General features: G+C 66.2%; 17 protein-coding genes and 2 tRNA genes. 9 read left to right on the forward strand and 10 right to left on the reverse strand.

Annotated features, from left to right (window positions below):
• Nucleotides 1-249: 249 nt before the first annotated feature.
• The 7 genes from rfbA to Q0Q02_RS19960 form a co-directional block, all read right to left on the reverse strand.
• Nucleotides 250-1125 carry a glucose-1-phosphate thymidylyltransferase RfbA gene (gene rfbA / locus Q0Q02_RS19930; protein WP_293812064.1) on the reverse strand — a complete coding sequence of 292 codons (876 nt, stop codon included), beginning with the start codon at nt 1123-1125 and terminating at the stop codon, nt 250-252.
• Between the two features lie 2 nt (nt 1126-1127).
• Entirely contained in the window at nt 1128-2033 is a 906-nt protein-coding gene (gene rfbD, locus Q0Q02_RS19935) for a dTDP-4-dehydrorhamnose reductase (protein WP_293812066.1), read from the reverse strand.
• Complete coding sequence (gene rfbC, locus Q0Q02_RS19940; RefSeq protein ID WP_293812068.1) at nt 2033-2590, reverse strand: dTDP-4-dehydrorhamnose 3,5-epimerase; 558 nt, start codon at nt 2588-2590, stop codon at nt 2033-2035. Before rfbC ends, rfbD begins: the two co-directional genes overlap by 1 nt.
• Nucleotides 2591-2604: 14 nt before the next feature.
• Complete coding sequence (gene rfbB / locus Q0Q02_RS19945) at nt 2605-3660, reverse strand: dTDP-glucose 4,6-dehydratase (protein WP_293812070.1); 1056 nt, start codon at nt 3658-3660, stop codon at nt 2605-2607.
• A 235-nt stretch (nt 3661-3895) separates the two neighbouring features.
• Nucleotides 3896-5104, reverse strand: coding sequence for a 3-oxoadipyl-CoA thiolase (gene pcaF, locus Q0Q02_RS19950; RefSeq protein WP_293812072.1), 1209 nt, complete (start codon nt 5102-5104; stop codon nt 3896-3898).
• A gap of 28 nt (nt 5105-5132) precedes the next feature.
• Nucleotides 5133-6554 carry a phosphomannomutase gene (locus tag Q0Q02_RS19955; RefSeq protein WP_293812074.1) on the reverse strand — a complete coding sequence of 474 codons (1422 nt, stop codon included), beginning with the start codon at nt 6552-6554 and terminating at the stop codon, nt 5133-5135.
• Nucleotides 6555-6656: 102 nt separating this feature from the next.
• Entirely contained in the window at nt 6657-7673 is a 1017-nt protein-coding gene (locus Q0Q02_RS19960; protein ID WP_293812092.1) for an NAD-dependent epimerase, read from the reverse strand.
• A 492-nt stretch (nt 7674-8165) separates the two neighbouring features.
• Between Q0Q02_RS19960 and Q0Q02_RS19965 the strand changes: the two genes are divergently transcribed.
• Nucleotides 8166-9452: a glycosyltransferase family 4 protein gene (locus tag Q0Q02_RS19965; RefSeq protein WP_293812076.1), complete on the forward strand. Its 1287-nt coding sequence runs from the start codon at nt 8166-8168 to the stop codon at nt 9450-9452.
• On the forward strand, nt 9449-10570 hold the full coding sequence (locus Q0Q02_RS19970) for a hypothetical protein (protein WP_293812078.1): 1122 nt from the start codon (nt 9449-9451) through the stop codon (nt 10568-10570). The genes Q0Q02_RS19965 and Q0Q02_RS19970 overlap by 4 nt, the downstream gene beginning before the upstream one ends.
• A 25-nt stretch (nt 10571-10595) precedes the next feature.
• Here Q0Q02_RS19970 and Q0Q02_RS19975 read toward each other — a convergent pair.
• Nucleotides 10596-10670: transfer RNA gene (locus Q0Q02_RS19975), tRNA-Gln, on the reverse strand.
• A 147-nt stretch (nt 10671-10817) separates the two neighbouring features.
• On the opposite strand from Q0Q02_RS19975, the gene Q0Q02_RS19980 reads away from it, so the two are divergent.
• Together Q0Q02_RS19980 and Q0Q02_RS19985 are read left to right on the forward strand one after the other, a co-directional pair.
• Nucleotides 10818-10894, forward strand: a tRNA-Pro gene (locus Q0Q02_RS19980).
• A 285-nt stretch (nt 10895-11179) separates the two neighbouring features.
• On the forward strand, nt 11180-11398 hold the full coding sequence (locus tag Q0Q02_RS19985; RefSeq protein ID WP_293812080.1) for a hypothetical protein: 219 nt from the start codon (nt 11180-11182) through the stop codon (nt 11396-11398).
• Nucleotides 11399-11481: 83 nt separating this feature from the next.
• Here the strand turns inward: Q0Q02_RS19985 and Q0Q02_RS19990 are convergent, their stop codons facing one another.
• On the reverse strand, nt 11482-11748 hold the full coding sequence (locus Q0Q02_RS19990) for a hypothetical protein (RefSeq protein ID WP_293812082.1): 267 nt from the start codon (nt 11746-11748) through the stop codon (nt 11482-11484).
• Nucleotides 11749-11868: 120 nt separating this feature from the next.
• Here Q0Q02_RS19990 and Q0Q02_RS19995 point away from each other — a divergent pair, with 120 nt between their 5' ends.
• From Q0Q02_RS19995 to Q0Q02_RS20010, 4 genes are all read left to right on the forward strand, one after another.
• On the forward strand, nt 11869-12531 hold the full coding sequence (locus tag Q0Q02_RS19995) for an HAD family phosphatase (protein ID WP_293812084.1): 663 nt from the start codon (nt 11869-11871) through the stop codon (nt 12529-12531).
• A gap of 104 nt (nt 12532-12635) precedes the next feature.
• Entirely contained in the window at nt 12636-12785 is a 150-nt protein-coding gene (locus tag Q0Q02_RS20000; protein WP_293812086.1) for a hypothetical protein, read from the forward strand.
• Nucleotides 12786-13284: 499 nt separating this feature from the next.
• Nucleotides 13285-13419 (forward strand): hypothetical protein, encoded by a 135-nt coding sequence (locus Q0Q02_RS20005; protein WP_265057752.1) that lies wholly within the window; start codon nt 13285-13287, stop codon nt 13417-13419.
• Nucleotides 13420-13435: 16 nt separating this feature from the next.
• A complete protein-coding gene (locus Q0Q02_RS20010; RefSeq protein WP_293812088.1) occupies nt 13436-14350 on the forward strand; it encodes an MBL fold metallo-hydrolase in 915 nt (304 codons plus the stop codon).
• Between the two features lie 10 nt (nt 14351-14360).
• Here Q0Q02_RS20010 and Q0Q02_RS20015 read toward each other — a convergent pair whose 3' ends face one another.
• A complete protein-coding gene (locus tag Q0Q02_RS20015) occupies nt 14361-15137 on the reverse strand; it encodes a DUF1499 domain-containing protein (protein ID WP_293812089.1) in 777 nt (258 codons plus the stop codon).
• A 162-nt stretch (nt 15138-15299) separates the two neighbouring features.
• Here Q0Q02_RS20015 and Q0Q02_RS20020 point away from each other — a divergent pair.
• A partial coding sequence (locus tag Q0Q02_RS20020; RefSeq protein ID WP_293812091.1) for a HAMP domain-containing protein occupies nt 15300-16755 on the forward strand: 1456 nt, incomplete at its 3' end.

A 16755-nucleotide genomic window follows, 5' to 3' on the forward strand; every position in this document is an offset into this window, starting at 1 on the left:
GAATCTCAGCCTCCTAGCGAGGCCCCCCTGGGAACGGATGCAGATGACGAGCGGCGGGGCCCGCTGTCAAGCAGGAATGGAGCGGGGCGGGCCCCTGCGGGAATCGGAGATGTTAATCTGCCTGAACCGTCATTGCGAGCGGAGCGAAGCAATCCAGGAGGACCGGGTCGAACTCTCTAACCCAGTCCTCCTGGATTGCTTCGTCGCTTTGCTCCTCGCAATGACGGCTCAGCTTGGTCGGAAAATGCTCTAGCCGGCGATATCCCGGGCCATGCGCAGGAGATACTGGCCATAATCGCCCTTGGCGAGCTTTTCGCCGAGCTGTGTCAATTGCGCGGTCGATATCCAGCCTTGCCGCGCGGCGATCTCTTCGGGGCAGGCGATGCGAAGGCCCTGCCGGCTTTCGAGCGTGCGCACGAACTCGCCTGCTTCCAGCAGGCTGTCGGGTGTGCCGGTATCGAGCCAGGCGAAGCCGCGGCCCATCGACTCCACCGAGAGCGCGCCCCGTTCGAGATAGATCCGGTTGACGTCGGTGATCTCCAGCTCGCCGCGGGCGGAAGGCTTCAGCGAGCGTGCGATCTCGACCACCTCGGCATCGTAGAAATACAAGCCCGTGACGGCCCAGTTCGACTTCGGAACCTTGGGCTTCTCCTCGATCGAGATTGCCTTTCCGGCCCGATCGAACGCGACGACGCCGTAACGCTCGGGATCGCGGACATGATAGGCGAAGACGGTCGCGCCGGTCTTCCGGGCCGTGGCCCTTGCCATCATCTCGGGCAGGGAATGGCCGTAGAACAGGTTGTCGCCGAGGACGAGGGCAGACGGTTCGCCGGCAACGAAATCGGCGCCGATCAGGTAGGCCTGCGCCAGCCCGCCGGGATGCGGCTGCTCGGCATAGGTCAGGTTCATGCCCCAGTCAGAGCCGTCGCCGAGCAGGCGCCTGAAGTTCGGCAGGTCGTGCGGCGTCGAGATGATCAGCACCTCGCGGATGCCGGCGAGCATCAGCGTCGAGAGCGGATAGTAGATCATCGGTTTGTCGTAGACAGGCAGGAGCTGCTTCGACATCGCCAGCGTCATCGGGTGCAGCCGCGTGCCGGAACCGCCGGCCAGGATGATGCCCTTCATCGTTACCTCTGGTCCTTGGCCTGATCCTTGAGCAGTCGCGCGACGCAAGGCTGGAGCGAGCTTTGCCACTTCGGCAGCCGCACCTCATGAGCCAGCGCGAGCTTACTGCAATCGAGCCTGGAATTCGCGGGCCGGCGCGCCGGCGTCGGATAGTCGACTGTGGCGATGCGCTTGACCCGCACCGGCTTGCCACCCTGCCGTTCCCGCTCGGCGAAGATCGCCTCCGCGACATCGGCCCAGACGGCCTCGCCCGCCGCGCTCATATGGAAGACGCCGCGCAGGGAAGCGTCCCCTGCCCTGCTGGTCAGGTTGCGCGCAACGGTGAAGATCGCATCGGCGATGTCGAGCGCGCTGGTCGGGCATCCCGCCTGATCGGCGACGACGCCGATTTCGTCGCGCGTCTCGGCGAGGTGCAGCATCGTCTTGACGAAATTCTTGCCGAAAGGGCTGTAGATCCAGGCCGTGCGCAGGATGGCGTGGTTATCAGTGGCTGCCGCGACCGCCTGCTCGCCGGCGAGCTTGCTCGCGCCATAGGCCGAGATCGGGCCGGTTGCGTCGTCCTCGCGATAGGGGCGGGCGAGAACGCCGTCGAAGACATAGTCGGTCGAGAGCTGGATCACCGGGATGCCAAGCGCGGCCGCGGCCCGCGCCGCCTCGCCGGCCGCTTCGCCATTGACGCGCATGGCCAATTCCGGCTCGCTCTCGGCCTGGTCCACGGCCGTATAGGCGGCGGTGTTGACGATGACGTCGGGCCTGGCTGAGCGCAGGGCGGGTGCGACCGTCTTCGGGATGGCGAGATCGAGGTCCGGGCGGCGCAGCGCGATGACCTCGACGCCGACAGGCACGCGCTCCAGCATGGCACAGACGACTTGGCCGGTCCAACCGGTGACGGCGATGCGAAGTGTCATCAGTCGAAATAACGCAGCATCTCGGCGAGGCGCGGATGCTTGCGATCCTTGTCTGAGAGGGTGAGGCCGGAGAGCGGCAGCCGCCAGTCGATGCCGAGCGCCGGGTCGTCGAAAGCGAGACCGTGGTCGTTCTCCGGCGCATAGGGCGCCGTGACCTTGTAGAGCACCTCGGTATCGGGTTCCAACGTGACGAAGCCATGGGCGAAGCCGACCGGAACCAGCAATTGCTTCCAGTTCTCGGCGGAAAGCTCGACCGCGACATGCTTGCCGAAGGTGGGCGAAGAGGCCCGGATATCGACGGCGACATCGAGGATGCGCCCGCGCGTGACCCGGACCAGCTTGTCCTGCGCGAAGGGCACCGACTGGAAGTGCAGGCCGCGCAGCGTGCCGACGGGGGCCGACAGCGACTGGTTGTCCTGGACGAAATCGAGATCGAGCCCGACCTCCGCGAAGGCCTTGCGGCTCCAGGTTTCCGAGAAGAAGCCGCGATGGTCGCCGAATTTCTTCGGCGTGACGATCTTGACGGCCGGGATCGCCGTTTCCTCGACGCTCAGCATGCTCCAGTCTCCGCTCAGGCCGCGCCGAGGCGTTCGCCGCGATAGACGCCGGAACGGATATCGCCCCACCACGCGGTATTGGCGAGATACCATTCGACGGTGCGGCGTAAGCCCGTCTCGAAGGTCTCTTTCGGCGCCCAGCCGAGCTCGCGGCCGATCTTGCCGGCATCGATCGCGTAGCGCGCGTCATGGCCCGGCCGGTCGGTGACATAGGTGATCAGGCGCTCGCGCGGACCCTTGGGGTCTGGCCGGAGCTCGTCAAGGATGGCGCAGATCGTCTTCACCACCTCGATATTCGCCTTCTCGTTATGGCCACCGATATTGTAGCTCTCGCCCAGCTTGCCAGCGGTGGCGACGGTGAGCAGCGCGTCGGCATGGTCGTCGACATAGAGCCAGTCGCGCACGTTGAGCCCGTTGCCGTAGACCGGCAGCGGTTTGCCTTCCAGCGCGTTGATGATCATCAGCGGGATCAGCTTCTCGGGGAAGTGATAGGGCCCGTAATTGTTCGAGCAGTTGGTCATCACCACCGGCAGGCCATAGGTGTGGTGCCAGGCCCGCACGAGATGGTCGGAAGCTGCCTTGGAGGCCGAATAGGGCGAGTTCGGCTGATAGGCCGTGTCCTCGCGGAAGAAGCCGTCGCTACCCAGCGAACCGAAGACCTCGTCGGTCGAGATATGGTGGAAGCGGAAGCGCGCCTTGCGATCCTCCGGCAGCCCCCGGAAATGGCGCAGCGCCTCCTGCAGCAGCGTGAAGGAGCCGACGACATTGGTCTCGATGAAGGCCGCCGGGCCGTCGATCGAACGGTCGACATGGCTCTCGGCCGCGAGATGCATGACGATATCGGGCTGGAAATCGGCGAAGATCGCCTTCATTCGCAGGGCGTCGCCGATATCGGCCTGCTCGAAGCGGTAGCGGTTGCTGCCGGAGACCGGCTCAAGCGAAGCGAGGTTGCCGGCATAGGTCAGCTTGTCGACGACGCAGACCCCATGCTCGGTCTCCCCGACCAGCTTCCTCACAACCGCCGAGCCGATGAACCCGGCGCCGCCGGTCACGAGAAATCTCAGGCCCATGAGGAGCAATCCTGACAGCAGCGGTCGCAAGAACGGGAGGAGCGAGGGGACGCGACGGGCGGCCTTCTGCGAGCGGTCGCATATCTGCCCCGGTCGCGCGACATGGTCGTCGGCCTCAACGTGTTTCCCCCTTCACCGCACGGCATGGTCACGAAGCGTTTTCGCGCGACAGCGAAACCCCCGAACCGCGGCAAAACAAAGGCCCGCGCGTCGCGAAGCCCCGTTGCAGTGGCGCTTATGCCCGTTCGAGCGCGACCGCGATGCCTTGGCCGACGCCGATGCACATGGTGGCGAGCGCGCGCTTCTTGCCGGTCAGGGACAGTTCCAGCGCGGCCGTGCCGCTGATGCGGGCGCCGGACATGCCGAGCGGGTGACCGAGCGCGATCGCGCCGCCATTGGGATTCACGAAATCCCCGTCCTCCGGAATGCCGAGATCGCGCAGCACGGCGATGCCTTGGCTGGCAAAGGCCTCGTTCAGTTCGACGATATCGAAATCCGTCGGCTTCAGGCCGAGGCGCTCGCAGAGCTTGCGCGTCGCCGGGATCGGCCCGAGCCCCATGACGCGCGGGGCGATACCGCCGGTCGCGCCGCCAAGGATGCGTGCGATTGGGGTCAGTCCGTATTTCGCAGCTGCCTTTTCGGAGGCGATGATCAGCGCCGCTGCGCCGTCATTGACGCCGGACGCATTGCCGGCCGTGACGGTGCCGCCTTCCTTGCGGAACGGCGTGCCGAGCTTGGCGAGCTTCTCCAGCGTGGTGTCGCCGCGCGGATGCTCGTCGACCTCGACGCGGATCGCATCGCCCTTGCGCTGCGGGATCAGGACCGGGACGATCTCCTTGGCCAGGCGGCCGTTCTGCTGGGCTGCGACCGCCTTGAGCTGCGAGCGCAGGGCGAAGGCGTCCTGGTCGGCCCGGCTGATATGGCAGTCGGCGGCGACGTTCTCGCCCGTCTCCGGCATGGAATCGATGCCGTATTGCGCCTTCATCAGCGGGTTGACGAAGCGCCAGCCGATGGTGGTGTCGTGGATCTCGGCATGGCGCGAGAAGGCGCTGTCGGCCTTGGGCATGACGAAGGGCGCGCGCGACATGCTCTCGACGCCACCGGCGATCATCAATTCGGCCTCGCCCGCCTTGATCGCACGCGCAGCGGTGATGACCGCATCCATGCCGGAGCCGCAGAGCCGGTTCATCGTCGTGCCCGGCACGTCCTTGGGCAGGCCGGCGAGCAGCAGCGACATGCGGGCGACGTTGCGGTTGTCCTCGCCCGCCTGGTTGGCGCAGCCATAGATCACGTCGTCGACCGCACCGAAATCGACGCCCGGATGGCGCTCGACCAGGGCCTTCAGCGGCACGGCGCCGAGATCGTCCGCCCGGACCGAGGACAGCGTACCGCCGAACCGGCCGATCGGCGTGCGGACATAGGCGCAGATGAAAGCTTCGCTCATGGAACGGGATCCTGCTGTCTCAAGGGGTTCAGCGCGTCTGCGCTTCTGCAAAGGCGAGGTTTTCGGCAAGCAGGGCCTGGGCCGCTTCAGGCGTCGGAGCCTCGACATAGACGCGCAGCTCGGGTGCGTTGCCGGAAGCCCGGAAATGCACGGTGGCGCCATTGCCGAGCGTCAGGCGCAGCCCGTCGCGCCGGTCGCGCGCTGCGACCGCGCCATGGGGGGCGAATGTGGAGTCGCGAAAATCCGCATCCTCCGCGTCGAGCCGCGCGATCAAGGCCGCAGTCCTGTCCTGTGGGACCTCCTGGAGGCGATTGGACAAGGCGATCGCGAAACGCGCATCCGCGGCAATGGCGCTCAGCGGCTTGCCTGCGTGGCGTGCCAGCGCGAGCGTCGCCAGGATCGGCAACATGGCATCGCGTGTCGGCAGGGCCGGCAGGTGCCGCCCGTCCTGCACGACGTCCGAACCCAGCAGGACACCGCCATTCGCTTCGAAGCCGAGGATGGTCTCGGCGCCTGCGGCCCTGGCTTCGGCCATGCCGGCGATGACATAGGGCGAGCCGACGCGGGTGCGGATCACGCTCTCGAACAATCCGGGGCGGTCCAGGGCCGAGTTCGAGGTCACGGGCGTGACGATCGCATCGGCCCCGAGGAAATGCGCGGTAAGAGCGCCGACGAGATCGCCGCGCAGAAACCGGCCTGTCTCATCGGCGACGAGGGGGCGGTCGGCGTCGCCATCGGTCGAGACGATGGCATCGAGCCTGCTGCCGCCGGCCCAGCGCCGGGCAAGGTCCTCGTCCTCCGGACGGAGAGCCTCGGTGTCGACGGGGACGAAGACGTCGCTGCGTCCCAGCGGAACGGCGGTGGCCCCAAGCGCCGCCAGCACCTCGCAGATCACGTCGCGGCCGACGGAGGAATGCTGGTAGACGCCGACGGTCAGGCCCTTCAAGGCATCGGCCGCGAAGAAGGCGGCATAACGCGCACGGTAGGCCGCGATCGGTTCGCTGCGGGCCGGCTCGACGGAAACCTCCGGGGCGGCGGCGATGGCGAGCCTGGCATGCCAGGCCAGGATGCGGGCTTCGTCCGCCTTGTCGATCTCGCCGGTGGCCCGATAGAATTTCAGACCGTTGCGATCGTCGGGAATATGGCTGCCGGTGACCATGATGGCCGGGCTGCCCCGCTCCATCGCAGCGAGCGCAAGGGCGGGGGTCGGCAGGGCGCCGCAATCGACCGGCGTGAAACCGGCATCGAGCACGGCCTGGGCGCATTGCGAGGCGATGAGCGGGCTCGACGAGCGCAAGTCGCGGCCGATCAGAACCTCGCCGGCCTGTCCTGCGGCGGCATCCTCGCGCAGCATCGCGCAGAAGGCCCGGACATGACTGTAGGTCGGCAGGCCGACGAGTTCGCTGACGAGGCCCCGCAGGCCGGACGTTCCGAATTTGAGGCTGGTCATGACCGGGATGTGTCGATGCCTGGGTCGTGTTTCGTGGATGCAGCCTAGAGCGATCGGTGCGGCCCTGTCACGCCGGTTGCCACACGGGCCCTGAGGCAGCCCCTAGATCCTGTAGAATTCCCGGTACCATTCGACGAAACGGGCAAGCCCGGTTTCGATCGGCGTCTCCGGATGGAAGTCGACGCGTGCCGCCAGGTCTTTGACATCGGCATAGGTCGCGGGAACGTCTCCGGGCTGGGCCGGCAGGTGCCTCTTGATCGCCTTGCGCCCACAGGCCTCTTCGATCGCCGCGATGAAACGGTCGAGCCGCACCGGCGTGTGGTTGCCGATATTGTAGATGCGCCAGGGGGCGGCGGCGGTGGCGGGATCGGGGGCTGCCTTGGCGAGATCCGGGACTGCCTCCGGTGGTTTGCCCGCCAGCCGCACGATCGCTTCGCGGATGTCGTCGACATAGGTGAAGTCGCGGCTCATCGTGGCCTCGTCATAGACGTCGATCGGCCGGCCTTCGAGGATCGCCTTGGTGAACTTGAAATAGGCCATGTCCGGCCGGCCCCAGGGGCCGTAGACCGTGAAGAAGCGCAGGCCCGTCGTCGGGATGCCGTAGAGATGCGAATAGGAATGCGCCATCAGCTCGTTGGCGCGCTTCGTCGCGGCGTAGAGCGAAACCGGATGGTCGGCACCGTCATGCTCGCTGAACGGGACCTTGGCATTGGCGCCGTAGACCGAGCTCGACGAGGCATAGACCAGATGGTCGATCCGGTTATGCCGGCAGGCCTCGAGGATCGAGAGGAAGCCGTCGAGGTTGGAGGTGGCGTAAGCGCGTGGGTTTTCCAGCGAATAGCGCACGCCTGCCTGCGCGGCGAGATGGATGACCACTTGCGGGCGAAAGGCGGCAAAGGCGGCCTGCACCGCGTCGTAGTCGGAAATGTCGATCTGCTCGAAAGAGAAGCCGTTGCGGGCGGTGAGCCGGTCGAGGCGAGCCTGTTTCAGGGCGGGATCGTAATAGGGCGTGAGGTTGTCGATGCCGAAGACCTGAGCCCCGGCATCGAGCAGGGCTTGCGTGACATGGAAGCCGACGAAGCCGGCTGCGCCCGTCAGGAGCACGCGTTCGAAAGGCAGATCGCGGTTCAAGTGGCCCTCTCCTGTAAAGTCCGCCGCGGTAGTGAAATGCTTCGGCGGCTTTGACAAGGCGATTGGTGCGGCGCGATTGGCGCCTCATCGGCAATCTCTCCGGCATTCGGCAGCGAGCCGCCGGGCTCTTCCGCCATGCCGCCGCTTTCCAGAACCAGAACGCGGGTGCGATGACCAAAAAACTCGCGAGCAATCGTCAGCCGGCGGGGCCTCCGCCAATAATGGCCAGGTCAGTGTCGAAACCTGCAGGCAGGCTTGACTGCTTCAGGTCATCGATCGGCACGGAGCTCGTCTCCCGACCGCTCGCACGGAAGCGGGTCGAGGCTCTCATAAGAATAAAATATTCTTTTCGGCAAGTGTCATCTTGTGATGCGCTCTGCGAAACATGAAAAACTGCGTGAAGCAGTGGGACCTGTTACAAAAATAGCAATGGTTGCCGCATAGTCTCTGCGGAAAATCGAAGATCACGAGGCTTGTTGCATGGCGCATTTCGAAGCAGAGGCAGCTCGGCAGGGATTGCCGGAAGTCATTCTTTCCAGCTCGCCTTCTTCAACGCGCCGGCCGCGCCTCGTCGCAACGGGCTTCGCGACGACGCTCGAAAGGGCTTTCAGCGGCAGCAGCTATTATCTGAGCCAGGCCGGCATGGCCGAACGCGTGCTTGACGGGTGCTTTACCCTGCAGTCGACAAAACGCTCTGACCCGCTGCTGAACGCGGCCGGTGCAATGTGGAAGCTGGGTCGCGTGCTGCGCGGCCGCAAGCCTGGCGGCTTCAAATTCGCTCCGAGCTTTCACGCCCATATCTGGCGCAAGCATGCGAAGCTGCTCGCCGGCACCGCGGTGATCAACAACATCCAGATGTACGGGCCGGAATTCTGGAAGCGGCAGCGTGAGCTCGATATCAGGCCGTATTTCTACATCGACGGCACTTTGAGCGAGTACTTCACGAACTATGCCGATTTCGATGTGGTCGCGGCCATCGACAAGCAGACCATGCGCAACGCGATTGCGGTGGAACGGGAGGACTATGCCCGCGTCGAGCATGTTTTCGCGATGAGCCGGCGCTCTGCTGACGATCTCATCAACACATACGGGTTGCCGAGCGAAAAGATCTCGATCGTTTCCCCCGGCGCCAATATCGCGGATGCTGAGATCAACGGATATGTCGCCCCGCCGCGGGCAGAGCGCCGGGATTTCATCGTCGGCTTCGTCGGGTTGTATGCCCGCAGGAAAGGTTTGGATCGCCTTGCGGCGGCCGTCGCAATCCTGCGCAGCCGCGGGCTTCCGGTCATCCTGCGCGTCGTCGGAGAATGCCCCGGCGAAATCCGGGCGATGGACGGGGTCGAAGCGCTCGGCGTCATCCGAAAGGATGCCGACACCGCGCGTTTCCTGGCGAGCATCTCCGATATCGACCTCGGCTGCCAGCTCTCCAAGGCCGAGATGGTCGGCGTCGCGATGCTCGAATTCCTGCGCCTGGGCATTCCAATCCTGGCGACCGATGTCGGCGGGATTCCCGAAGTCATGGCGGGTGGTGGGGGCATCATGGTGCAACCGGAGGTTTCGCCGGAAGAGCTGGCCGGGATCATCGGCGGCCTCGTGCGCGATCGCGACAGCTACCTTGCGCTGCGAAAGGCCGCCCGGATGCGTCGCGACTGGGCGAGCTGGTCCCGCGCCGCACGCGAAATGGATGTGGTGCTGAGCCGCGGCGACACGGCGGCGCACCGGTCCGATGTTCGACGCGCCGGGACGCGCGCCGGGAGCAGCATGTGACAAACGAAACCCGCATCGTTGATCGCGAGAGCCTCGCGGCCGTCCGTTATCGTCACGATCTCGAATGTGTGACGATCGAAACGGCGAAGCTCAAATTCCGCAACCTGCTGCCCTGCGCCCTGAAATACGGGCTATGGGCACTGCGTCCCGGCGGCAGACTGATCATCCGCGACACCGGCGGCAGCGATCCCGCGCCATCCACATTGACGGTTTCGTCCAACCTCGTGCGGCAGTGGATCGCCTGCTTCATCGGGCGCGAGGTCGAATGGGCGGCGATCGGGGCCGGGCAGATCGAACTCGTTCGCAGCAGCCCGGTTCTGGTGCCGGGCTGGAGTGCGGGCGTCGTCTTCTCCGGCCAAGATAGCGAAGTGCCGATGCTGCGGGCCTGCCTCGATGGTCTCCTCGCGCAGCCGGAGCTGGCTCCGGACGGCGGCGGCGAGATCGTCGTCTGCGGTCCCGCGCGCGATCTCGATTTCCTGTCGGATTATCCAAGCGTGCGCTACCTGCCGTTCGAAACGCCACCAAGCCAGCGTTTCCTGATCGGCCAGAAGAAGAACGCGCTGATGGCTTCCTTGAAGGGGCCGCGCATGATCGTCCTGCACACCCGTGTAGTGCTGGAAGCAGGCGCGCTCGCCGGCATGCCGCGCGAGTTCGACATTTCTTCCCCCAACACGAGCGTGCTCGTCGACGGGGTGCGCCGGCCCTATCTTTCGTTGACGCAGTCCGATGGCGTCTGGCTGGGGCACGCGACCCGGCGCACGACCGTGATGCTGCGCCAGCTCGACGGAGCGGACCCGACCGTCTTGCTCGAGCGCGGTCCGGTTTTCATCGACGGGGGAGCGTTCTGCGTCACCAGGGCTGTCTTCGATGCCTGCCCGCTCAATCCCTTCGTAGCCTGGAACGAGGGCGAGGACGTGGAATGGTGCGGGCGCGCCCACATGAACGGCTTCCTCGTCGACATGTCGCCGCGCAGCCCGGCCTATTCCCAAACGAACAAGCTGGGGGCGTATCGCGACTTCGGTGCCGTTACACCCTATCTGCGCCGGGCGGCATGGACCGTGCGGTCTGCCGCGGCGCTCGTCAACGACCGGGTCCAGCGGATGCGAGGCCGCCGCTAGGGCCTGCGCGAGGGTCAGCGGCGCGTGGCTGGGGCGGGAGGATTCGAACCTCCGAATGGCGGTACCAAAAACCGCTGCCTTACCACTTGGCGACGCCCCAATGTGCGGCGCCTTCTAGAACGCGGCAGCGCAGCGCGCAACCACCTAGCCACCACGCAGCCCCCTCGCCGCAAGATTTCCTCCACAACCTGCAAAGTGCCTGTTGCGCCGGACCCGCGTGCTGGCTATAAGCCGCCCACCAGCGGATCGGAGTGTGGCTCAGCCTGGTAGAGCACCTCGTTCGGGACGAGGGGGTCGCAGGTTCAAATCCTGCCACTCCGACCAAAATTTCCCGGTATATTTCAGATAGTTATGAAAACGGCCCTGCGGGGCCTTTTTCTTTGGCCGGCAGAAATACCGACAGTTTCCGTGGCAACGGCCCCTCCGCCGTCGCGTCTCTCCCGTTCGGCACCCGCCGCGCGGCACATGGCCCGCCGCCTATCCCCACGACAGCGCTTGTCACCACGCTCGCATCAGATTCCCCGCGGACCGGCCGCAAAATTGCTGATCCATGCTTGCGATGCCTATGCCGACCCAAACTGAAACATCTTCGTGTCGCGTGGGGTCATTATGTCATCCAAGGCCAAACAGGGGCGCTCCGTCTCGAATTTCGACGAATGCAGCGTGCATCTGCTGAGCGCATTCTTCTGCCTCTCCGGGACGTCTGCGGAAGACGACAAGCTACGAAAGAGCATCGAAACCGTGCTGACCGAGCTGTCGAAAACCCAGCTCGCCAAAAGCCGGTCGAACATTGTCCAATTCTGCAGGCGCCGGCCGCTCGCGGGCTGACCGACGGCCAGTGATGGGGCCGAGCCGCGAGCTAGCGCATTGGCTTTGGCCGAAAACCGCGCGCCACTTTTCGGGCCAATGCTTTAGCCGAACCGCTTGATGGCGAGCACAATCCCAATTGCGGCGCCCCAGGCAGCCGCCTGAAGCAGGAGCGGCGCGTGAACCGCGATGAACTGCCGCAAGACAGGCCCGGCACCCGGCCACGTCTCGCTGTGGGCATGCTCCCGGCCGGCCGACACGCTTTCATGTGCCCGCTCCGCCGGTGCCGCCGCCTGGCGGTCAAGCTCGACAACCGCCGAATCAGATCGAACCGCCGCAGCCGCACCGTTTGAGAACAGTCGCAGATCCATCGAGCGGCCTCCGGTTCATGCTCATTGGATCGCCATCATGGGACGCGCGCAACGCGAGCCTGCGCCCTATCCGCGATTTCCACAGGCTGCCCGCGCCGGTCAGTTTTCGCGGGAGCCTTCGTGCTCCCGCCTGCCATGGTCCAGGTGGGGAGCTCCCGCGATCTGGAGATACATCGTCCGTTGCGCTATAGGCTTCTCGTGACCCAGAGATTCAAGCTTCCCGCGGGCGTCGAAGCGCTCATCTTCGATTGCGACGGCACCCTCGTCGACACCTTGCCGGTCTATGCCAGCGCCTGGGCCCACGGCTTTCAGCCATCCGGACGTGCCATGCAGCGCGGCTGGTATCTGGAGAGAGCCGGTCATTCCGAACATGCTCTCATGGATCTGTTCGATGCTGATCATGGCGTCACGGTCGACAGGGAGCAGGTCATCGACCTTATGCGTCAGAGGTTCCTGATGGACATCGACGCCGTGCAGGAGATCACGGCGGTGGCCGGTATCGCCCGGGCGCAGCAAGGCGTCCTTCCGATGGCAGTGGCCTCCGGCGGCTCGCGCCAGATCGTCTCGGCCTGCCTCGAGGCGACCGGCCTGACCAAGCTCTTTGCAACGGTGGTCACCATCGAGGACGTGACGAGGCCAAAGCCCGCGCCCGACCTTTTCCTTGAAGCGGCGCGCCGCCTGAAGATCGAGCCTGCCAAATGCTGCGTGTTCGAGGACTCCCCGCAGGGCCTTGCCGCCGCGCATAATGCCGGCATGCAGGCTATCGACGTCCGGACCGCCTGACCGCAGCGGCTGCGGGCCCGGCGGGAGCGCTATGCCCCACCACAGAGGCTTTCGAAGCGTCCGGCATGGACGCCAGATCGTCTGCCCAGGCCGAGGCGGGGCGCATGAGCGACATCAACGGCCGGACGCGCAATCGCGCACGGAATTTGCGAGCGAAACCGCGCTCGGGCGATCACGTTTTCGGCCTGATCCGGCTCGCCGGGGCCACGATCGTACACACCGCCTGGATCGGAGCGCTGGGCTACGCTCCCTGACGCTTCATTCGAGAACGGGGGCTCGATCCGCCATGTCGAGGAAAATGGCGATGCAAGCCAGGTAGCATGTTGCGATCGTCAGCATTCATTCTCCCGGACACCGCATCGGATGCTGATTTGCGTCGACATGAGCACCGACATGCATTCGCTCTCGCAGCAATCGTCATTGCACTGCATCATCAGCCAGCATCGACACCGAGACGCAGCCACGCGCCCATGGATGCTGAGCGCTTCGCATGGCCCGGCGAATACCGGCTTCCCGTCCGGCCCGGGTCCCTGTCACCCCTCCGTCAAACGGCACGCCTATTGCACCGGCTCCGAAACGGAGACCGACCATGTTGCGCGACTGCCCGCCCGACGCGAAAGCCACCCTCGCCCTGATCGCCCTTTCGGCGCTCTGCATCCTGGGCTGGCTTGCCGATCTGGGCCTTTGAACGCGCGTTCCCAAAGTCTCCCACAGCCTCTAGAGTGCCGCCCGATCGAATCGAACGGTTGGGCCATGAAGCGCATCACTCTTCTTGCCGGCATCCTCGGATTGGCCGTGTTCCTGTCCGGCTGCGACAAATGCGGCAATTTCGGCCCGTTATTCGGCATGTCCGACACCAAGAGCTGCGGCGGCAAGTCGAGCGGTTGAAGACATATCGCCGGAGATGAGCGACGAGATCGAGTTCGACCGCAGCGCGACGACGGAAGCCGGTACGGTTGCGGTCCTGTCCCCGCTGGTGCGCCGGATCATCGCCGGCAATAGCGGGCCGATGACCTTCACCGGCACCTGCTCCTATATCGTCGGGCGCGGCACGGTCGCGATCATCGATCCCGGCCCGGACGACCCCGCCCATGTCGAGCGTCTGCTGGCAGCCGTCCGTGGCGAGACCGTCAGCCATATCGTCGTCACCCATACCCATCGCGACCACTCGCCGGCCGTGCCCGCCCTCAAGGCCGCGACCGGCGCGACGGTGGTCGGCTGCGGGCCACACCGGCCGTCGCGGCAGCTCGGGCCGGGCGAAGGCCGCGTGCTCGATGCCGCCGCCGATACCGATTTCGCACCGGACTGGGCGATGCGCGACGGCGATGCCGTCTCGGGCTCCGGCTGGAGCCTTGCCGCCGTGGAGACGCCCGGGCACACCGCCAATCACCTCGCCTTCACGCTCGCCGAAGAGGCGACCTTGTTCTCCGGCGACCATGTCATGGCCTGGTCGACCTCGGTCGTGGCCCCACCCGACGGCTCGATGGCCGCCTATATGGCCTCGATCGAGAAGCTGCGCGGGCTCGAACATGCCCGCTACTGGCCGGGCCATGGCGGCCCGGTCGTCGAGCCGCAGCGTTTCCTGCGCGGGCTCGTCCAGCATCGGCGCCTGCGCGAGGCCGCGATCCTGAACCGGCTCGGCGCCGGCGACGAGACCATCGCCGCGATGGTGCCGGTGATCTACCAGGGCCTGGCCCCTGCCCTGCACCGCGCCGCGGCGCTTTCGGTGCTGGCCCAGCTCGAAGACCTCGTCCTGCGCGGCGCCGTCCAATCCAGCGACGCCATTCCGGCGCTGGCCAGCCGCTACAGGCTCGCCTGACGCGCAGGCCTCAACGGCTATCCATCAGGAGTTCGATCTCGTCGGCGAAGGCCGCGACCCGCGCGGCATTCACGCCGAGATCGTGGCTGCCCAGGCGCGAGGCCGAGCGGATGTCGATGCGGCTGCCATCGACACGCGGCCGGACCCGGATGGTGATGTCCTCGGAAAAGCGCAGGATGCGATCCCGCGCGATGGCCTCGACCCGCCCGGCGCCGCTGCGCCCGCCCGGCCGCGCCGTCTCCAGCACCTGCCAGCCGAGGCCGTGCGCCGCCCGCCTGGCGAGATCGAAGGCGGCATCCGCTGGCAATTCGAGCAGAATCGGCACCGCCTTGGGATAGGCCTGCCGCTGCAGGCGCCGCCGTTCAGGGGGCACATCGGGCGGCACGCGCCCGGCGCGCGCGGTCAGCGCGACCTGCGAACGGCTGAAGGCGGGGGGGTCGTCGATATCGGTCGAGACATCCGCCAGCGCCGGCTTGGTCACGAGTCTCAGCCCGACATAGCCGGCCGGCACGAGCAGGAGGAGCGAAAGCGCCATCGCGCCGGCGGCCATGCCGACGCCGCGATGGCCGGAATGCCAGATGCGGATGAAGGCGAGGATGGCGAGGCCGAGCGCCGCGAGCACCAGCACATAGGCGCCTGCAACCGGCGCGAGCCCCTCGATGCTCGGCTCACGCAAGCGCACCAGCAGCAGCGACAAGAGCAGCACCGCGCACGAGAACCAGGCCAGCCGCCGGCTCCAGACGGCCGCGCGCGAAACCGGTTCCTCGAAGACGAGACGACGGTGCATCGCCCTTTCGTGCCTCTCGCCGCGCCGGAAGGCAAGGCGCGGAGCGGGCTAAGCGCAATGTTAATCAAATCGACAATAAAAGAATGTGGTGAGGTCCGACTACGGCCTGCCTCTGCGACTTCGCCACCGCCCTACCGTTGCATGCTCCCTTCGAGTTCCGCCGTGAAATTCTTCCCCTCGTCGATCCAGAACTACCTCGTCGCCACCATGGCCTGCCTGTGCGTGCCCGGCATCGGCGCCTTGGGCTACATGGCGGAGCAATCCATCCTGGAAGTGCGCAGCAACATGCAGCTGGGCGAGCTGGTCCAGGCCGACAAGGCCCTGCTGCTCGCGGGCAATGCGATCCGGACGGCGCGTGGACAGGCGCAGACCAGCATCCAGGTCGCCGACGACCCGGCCGCGACCTTGAAGCAGATCGAGGACGGCAATCGCAGCCGCATCGCTGAGGCGATCACGCAGCTGGACGAGACCGACCTGCCTGGCCGCAAGGAATTGATCGCCGGCATCGTGCAGCAGCAGAAGCTCACCGACGCCAGGATGGCCGATCTCTATGCCGAGGCCGCCAAGCCGAAGGCGCAGCGCAGCCTTGCTGCCACCATGCCCTGGTATAACGGTATCGGCGCGATCGAGGCCGCGATCGTCAAGGCCTCGGACGGGACCGCCAACGCCGCCCGCCTCGCCGATCCGATCCTCGCCGACCTCCAGGGCTTCAAGTCTGCCGGCTGGGATGTCCGCTCGAATTACGGCACGCAATGCTCGGTGCTGCGCCCGGCCTTCGGCTCGGGCAAGGCGCTCGATACCGCCCAGATCCGCAAGCTCGGCGAATTGCGCGGCGTCTCCAACGCCTCCGGCGAGACGCTGAAGCAGCTCGCCTCGCGGCCGGGCGTCGGCAGCGAACTCGTCCGGAAGATCGGCGTGATGTCCGCCGAGGTCGAGGTCTCGAATCGCAAGATGGACGAGCTGATCGGCAAGCTCGGCCAGGGCTCCGGCCCCGTCATCGCAGCGGACGAATGGACGAAGCAGTGCAACGGGCCGTTCACCGCCATCGTTTCGGCCGTCACGCAGTCGCTCGACGACATGGTCGTGCGGACCGACAGGAAGCTCAACGCCGCGTGGGTGAGGCTCGGCATCGTCAGCACGCTGCTGGCCGCCCTGCTCGTCATCTGCGTCATGAGCTGGCGCGGCGTGCAGCGCCGGGTCGCGCGGCCGCTGATCTCGCTGAAATCGGCGCTGGACGAGATGCAGAAGGGCGATTTCACCCATGCCATCCCCGCCGCCCCCTCGCCCGACGAGATCGGCGCGCTGAGCGGCGCCCTCGAGATCTATCGCGAGAACGCGCTCGCCCTCGAGCAGAACCGGCGCGACCGCGAACTCGCCATGCTGGCCGATGCCGAGCAGGCCGCCCATGTCCAGAAGCTGCTGGGCGAGGTCGCCAATATCGTCGCCGATGCCCGCGAGGGCAATTTCTCCGGCAAGGCGCAGGTCGGCGGCATGGAAGGCCCGCTGAAGGAACTCGTCGAGGGCATCAACGAGATCAACGCGGTTGTTGACGGTGCGACGACGGAGTTCGCCGGGGCCTTGTCGGCGATCGCGGGCGGCGACCTGACCCACCGGGTCG

Origin of the sequence: uncultured Allobosea sp., from assembly GCF_945956895.1 — a bacterium.
Taxonomy (GTDB): domain Bacteria; phylum Pseudomonadota; class Alphaproteobacteria; order Rhizobiales; family Beijerinckiaceae; genus Allobosea.

Bases quoted from the DNA above. Each gene is read 5' to 3' on its own strand.
- rfbA (WP_293812064.1), bottom strand. From the start codon at position 1,125: ATGAAGGGCATCATCCTGGCCGGCGGTTCCGGCACGCGGCTGCACCCG.
- rfbD (WP_293812066.1), bottom strand. From the start codon at position 2,033: ATGACACTTCGCATCGCCGTCACCGGTTGGACCGGCCAAGTCGTCTGT.
- rfbC (WP_293812068.1), bottom strand. From the start codon at position 2,590: ATGCTGAGCGTCGAGGAAACGGCGATCCCGGCCGTCAAGATCGTCACG.
- rfbB (WP_293812070.1), bottom strand. From the start codon at position 3,660: ATGGGCCTGAGATTTCTCGTGACCGGCGGCGCCGGGTTCATCGGCTCG.
- pcaF (WP_293812072.1), bottom strand. From the start codon at position 5,104: ATGAGCGAAGCTTTCATCTGCGCCTATGTCCGCACGCCGATCGGCCGG.
- Q0Q02_RS19955 (WP_293812074.1), bottom strand. From the start codon at position 6,554: ATGACCAGCCTCAAATTCGGAACGTCCGGCCTGCGGGGCCTCGTCAGC.
- Q0Q02_RS19965 (WP_293812076.1), top strand. From the start codon at position 8,166: ATGGCGCATTTCGAAGCAGAGGCAGCTCGGCAGGGATTGCCGGAAGTC.
- Q0Q02_RS19985 (WP_293812080.1), top strand. From the start codon at position 11,180: ATGTCATCCAAGGCCAAACAGGGGCGCTCCGTCTCGAATTTCGACGAA.
- Q0Q02_RS19990 (WP_293812082.1), bottom strand. From the start codon at position 11,748: ATGGATCTGCGACTGTTCTCAAACGGTGCGGCTGCGGCGGTTCGATCT.
- Q0Q02_RS20000 (WP_293812086.1), top strand. From the start codon at position 12,636: ATGAGCGACATCAACGGCCGGACGCGCAATCGCGCACGGAATTTGCGA.
- Q0Q02_RS20005 (WP_265057752.1), top strand. From the start codon at position 13,285: ATGAAGCGCATCACTCTTCTTGCCGGCATCCTCGGATTGGCCGTGTTC.
- Q0Q02_RS20010 (WP_293812088.1), top strand. From the start codon at position 13,436: ATGAGCGACGAGATCGAGTTCGACCGCAGCGCGACGACGGAAGCCGGT.
- Q0Q02_RS20015 (WP_293812089.1), bottom strand. From the start codon at position 15,137: ATGCACCGTCGTCTCGTCTTCGAGGAACCGGTTTCGCGCGCGGCCGTC.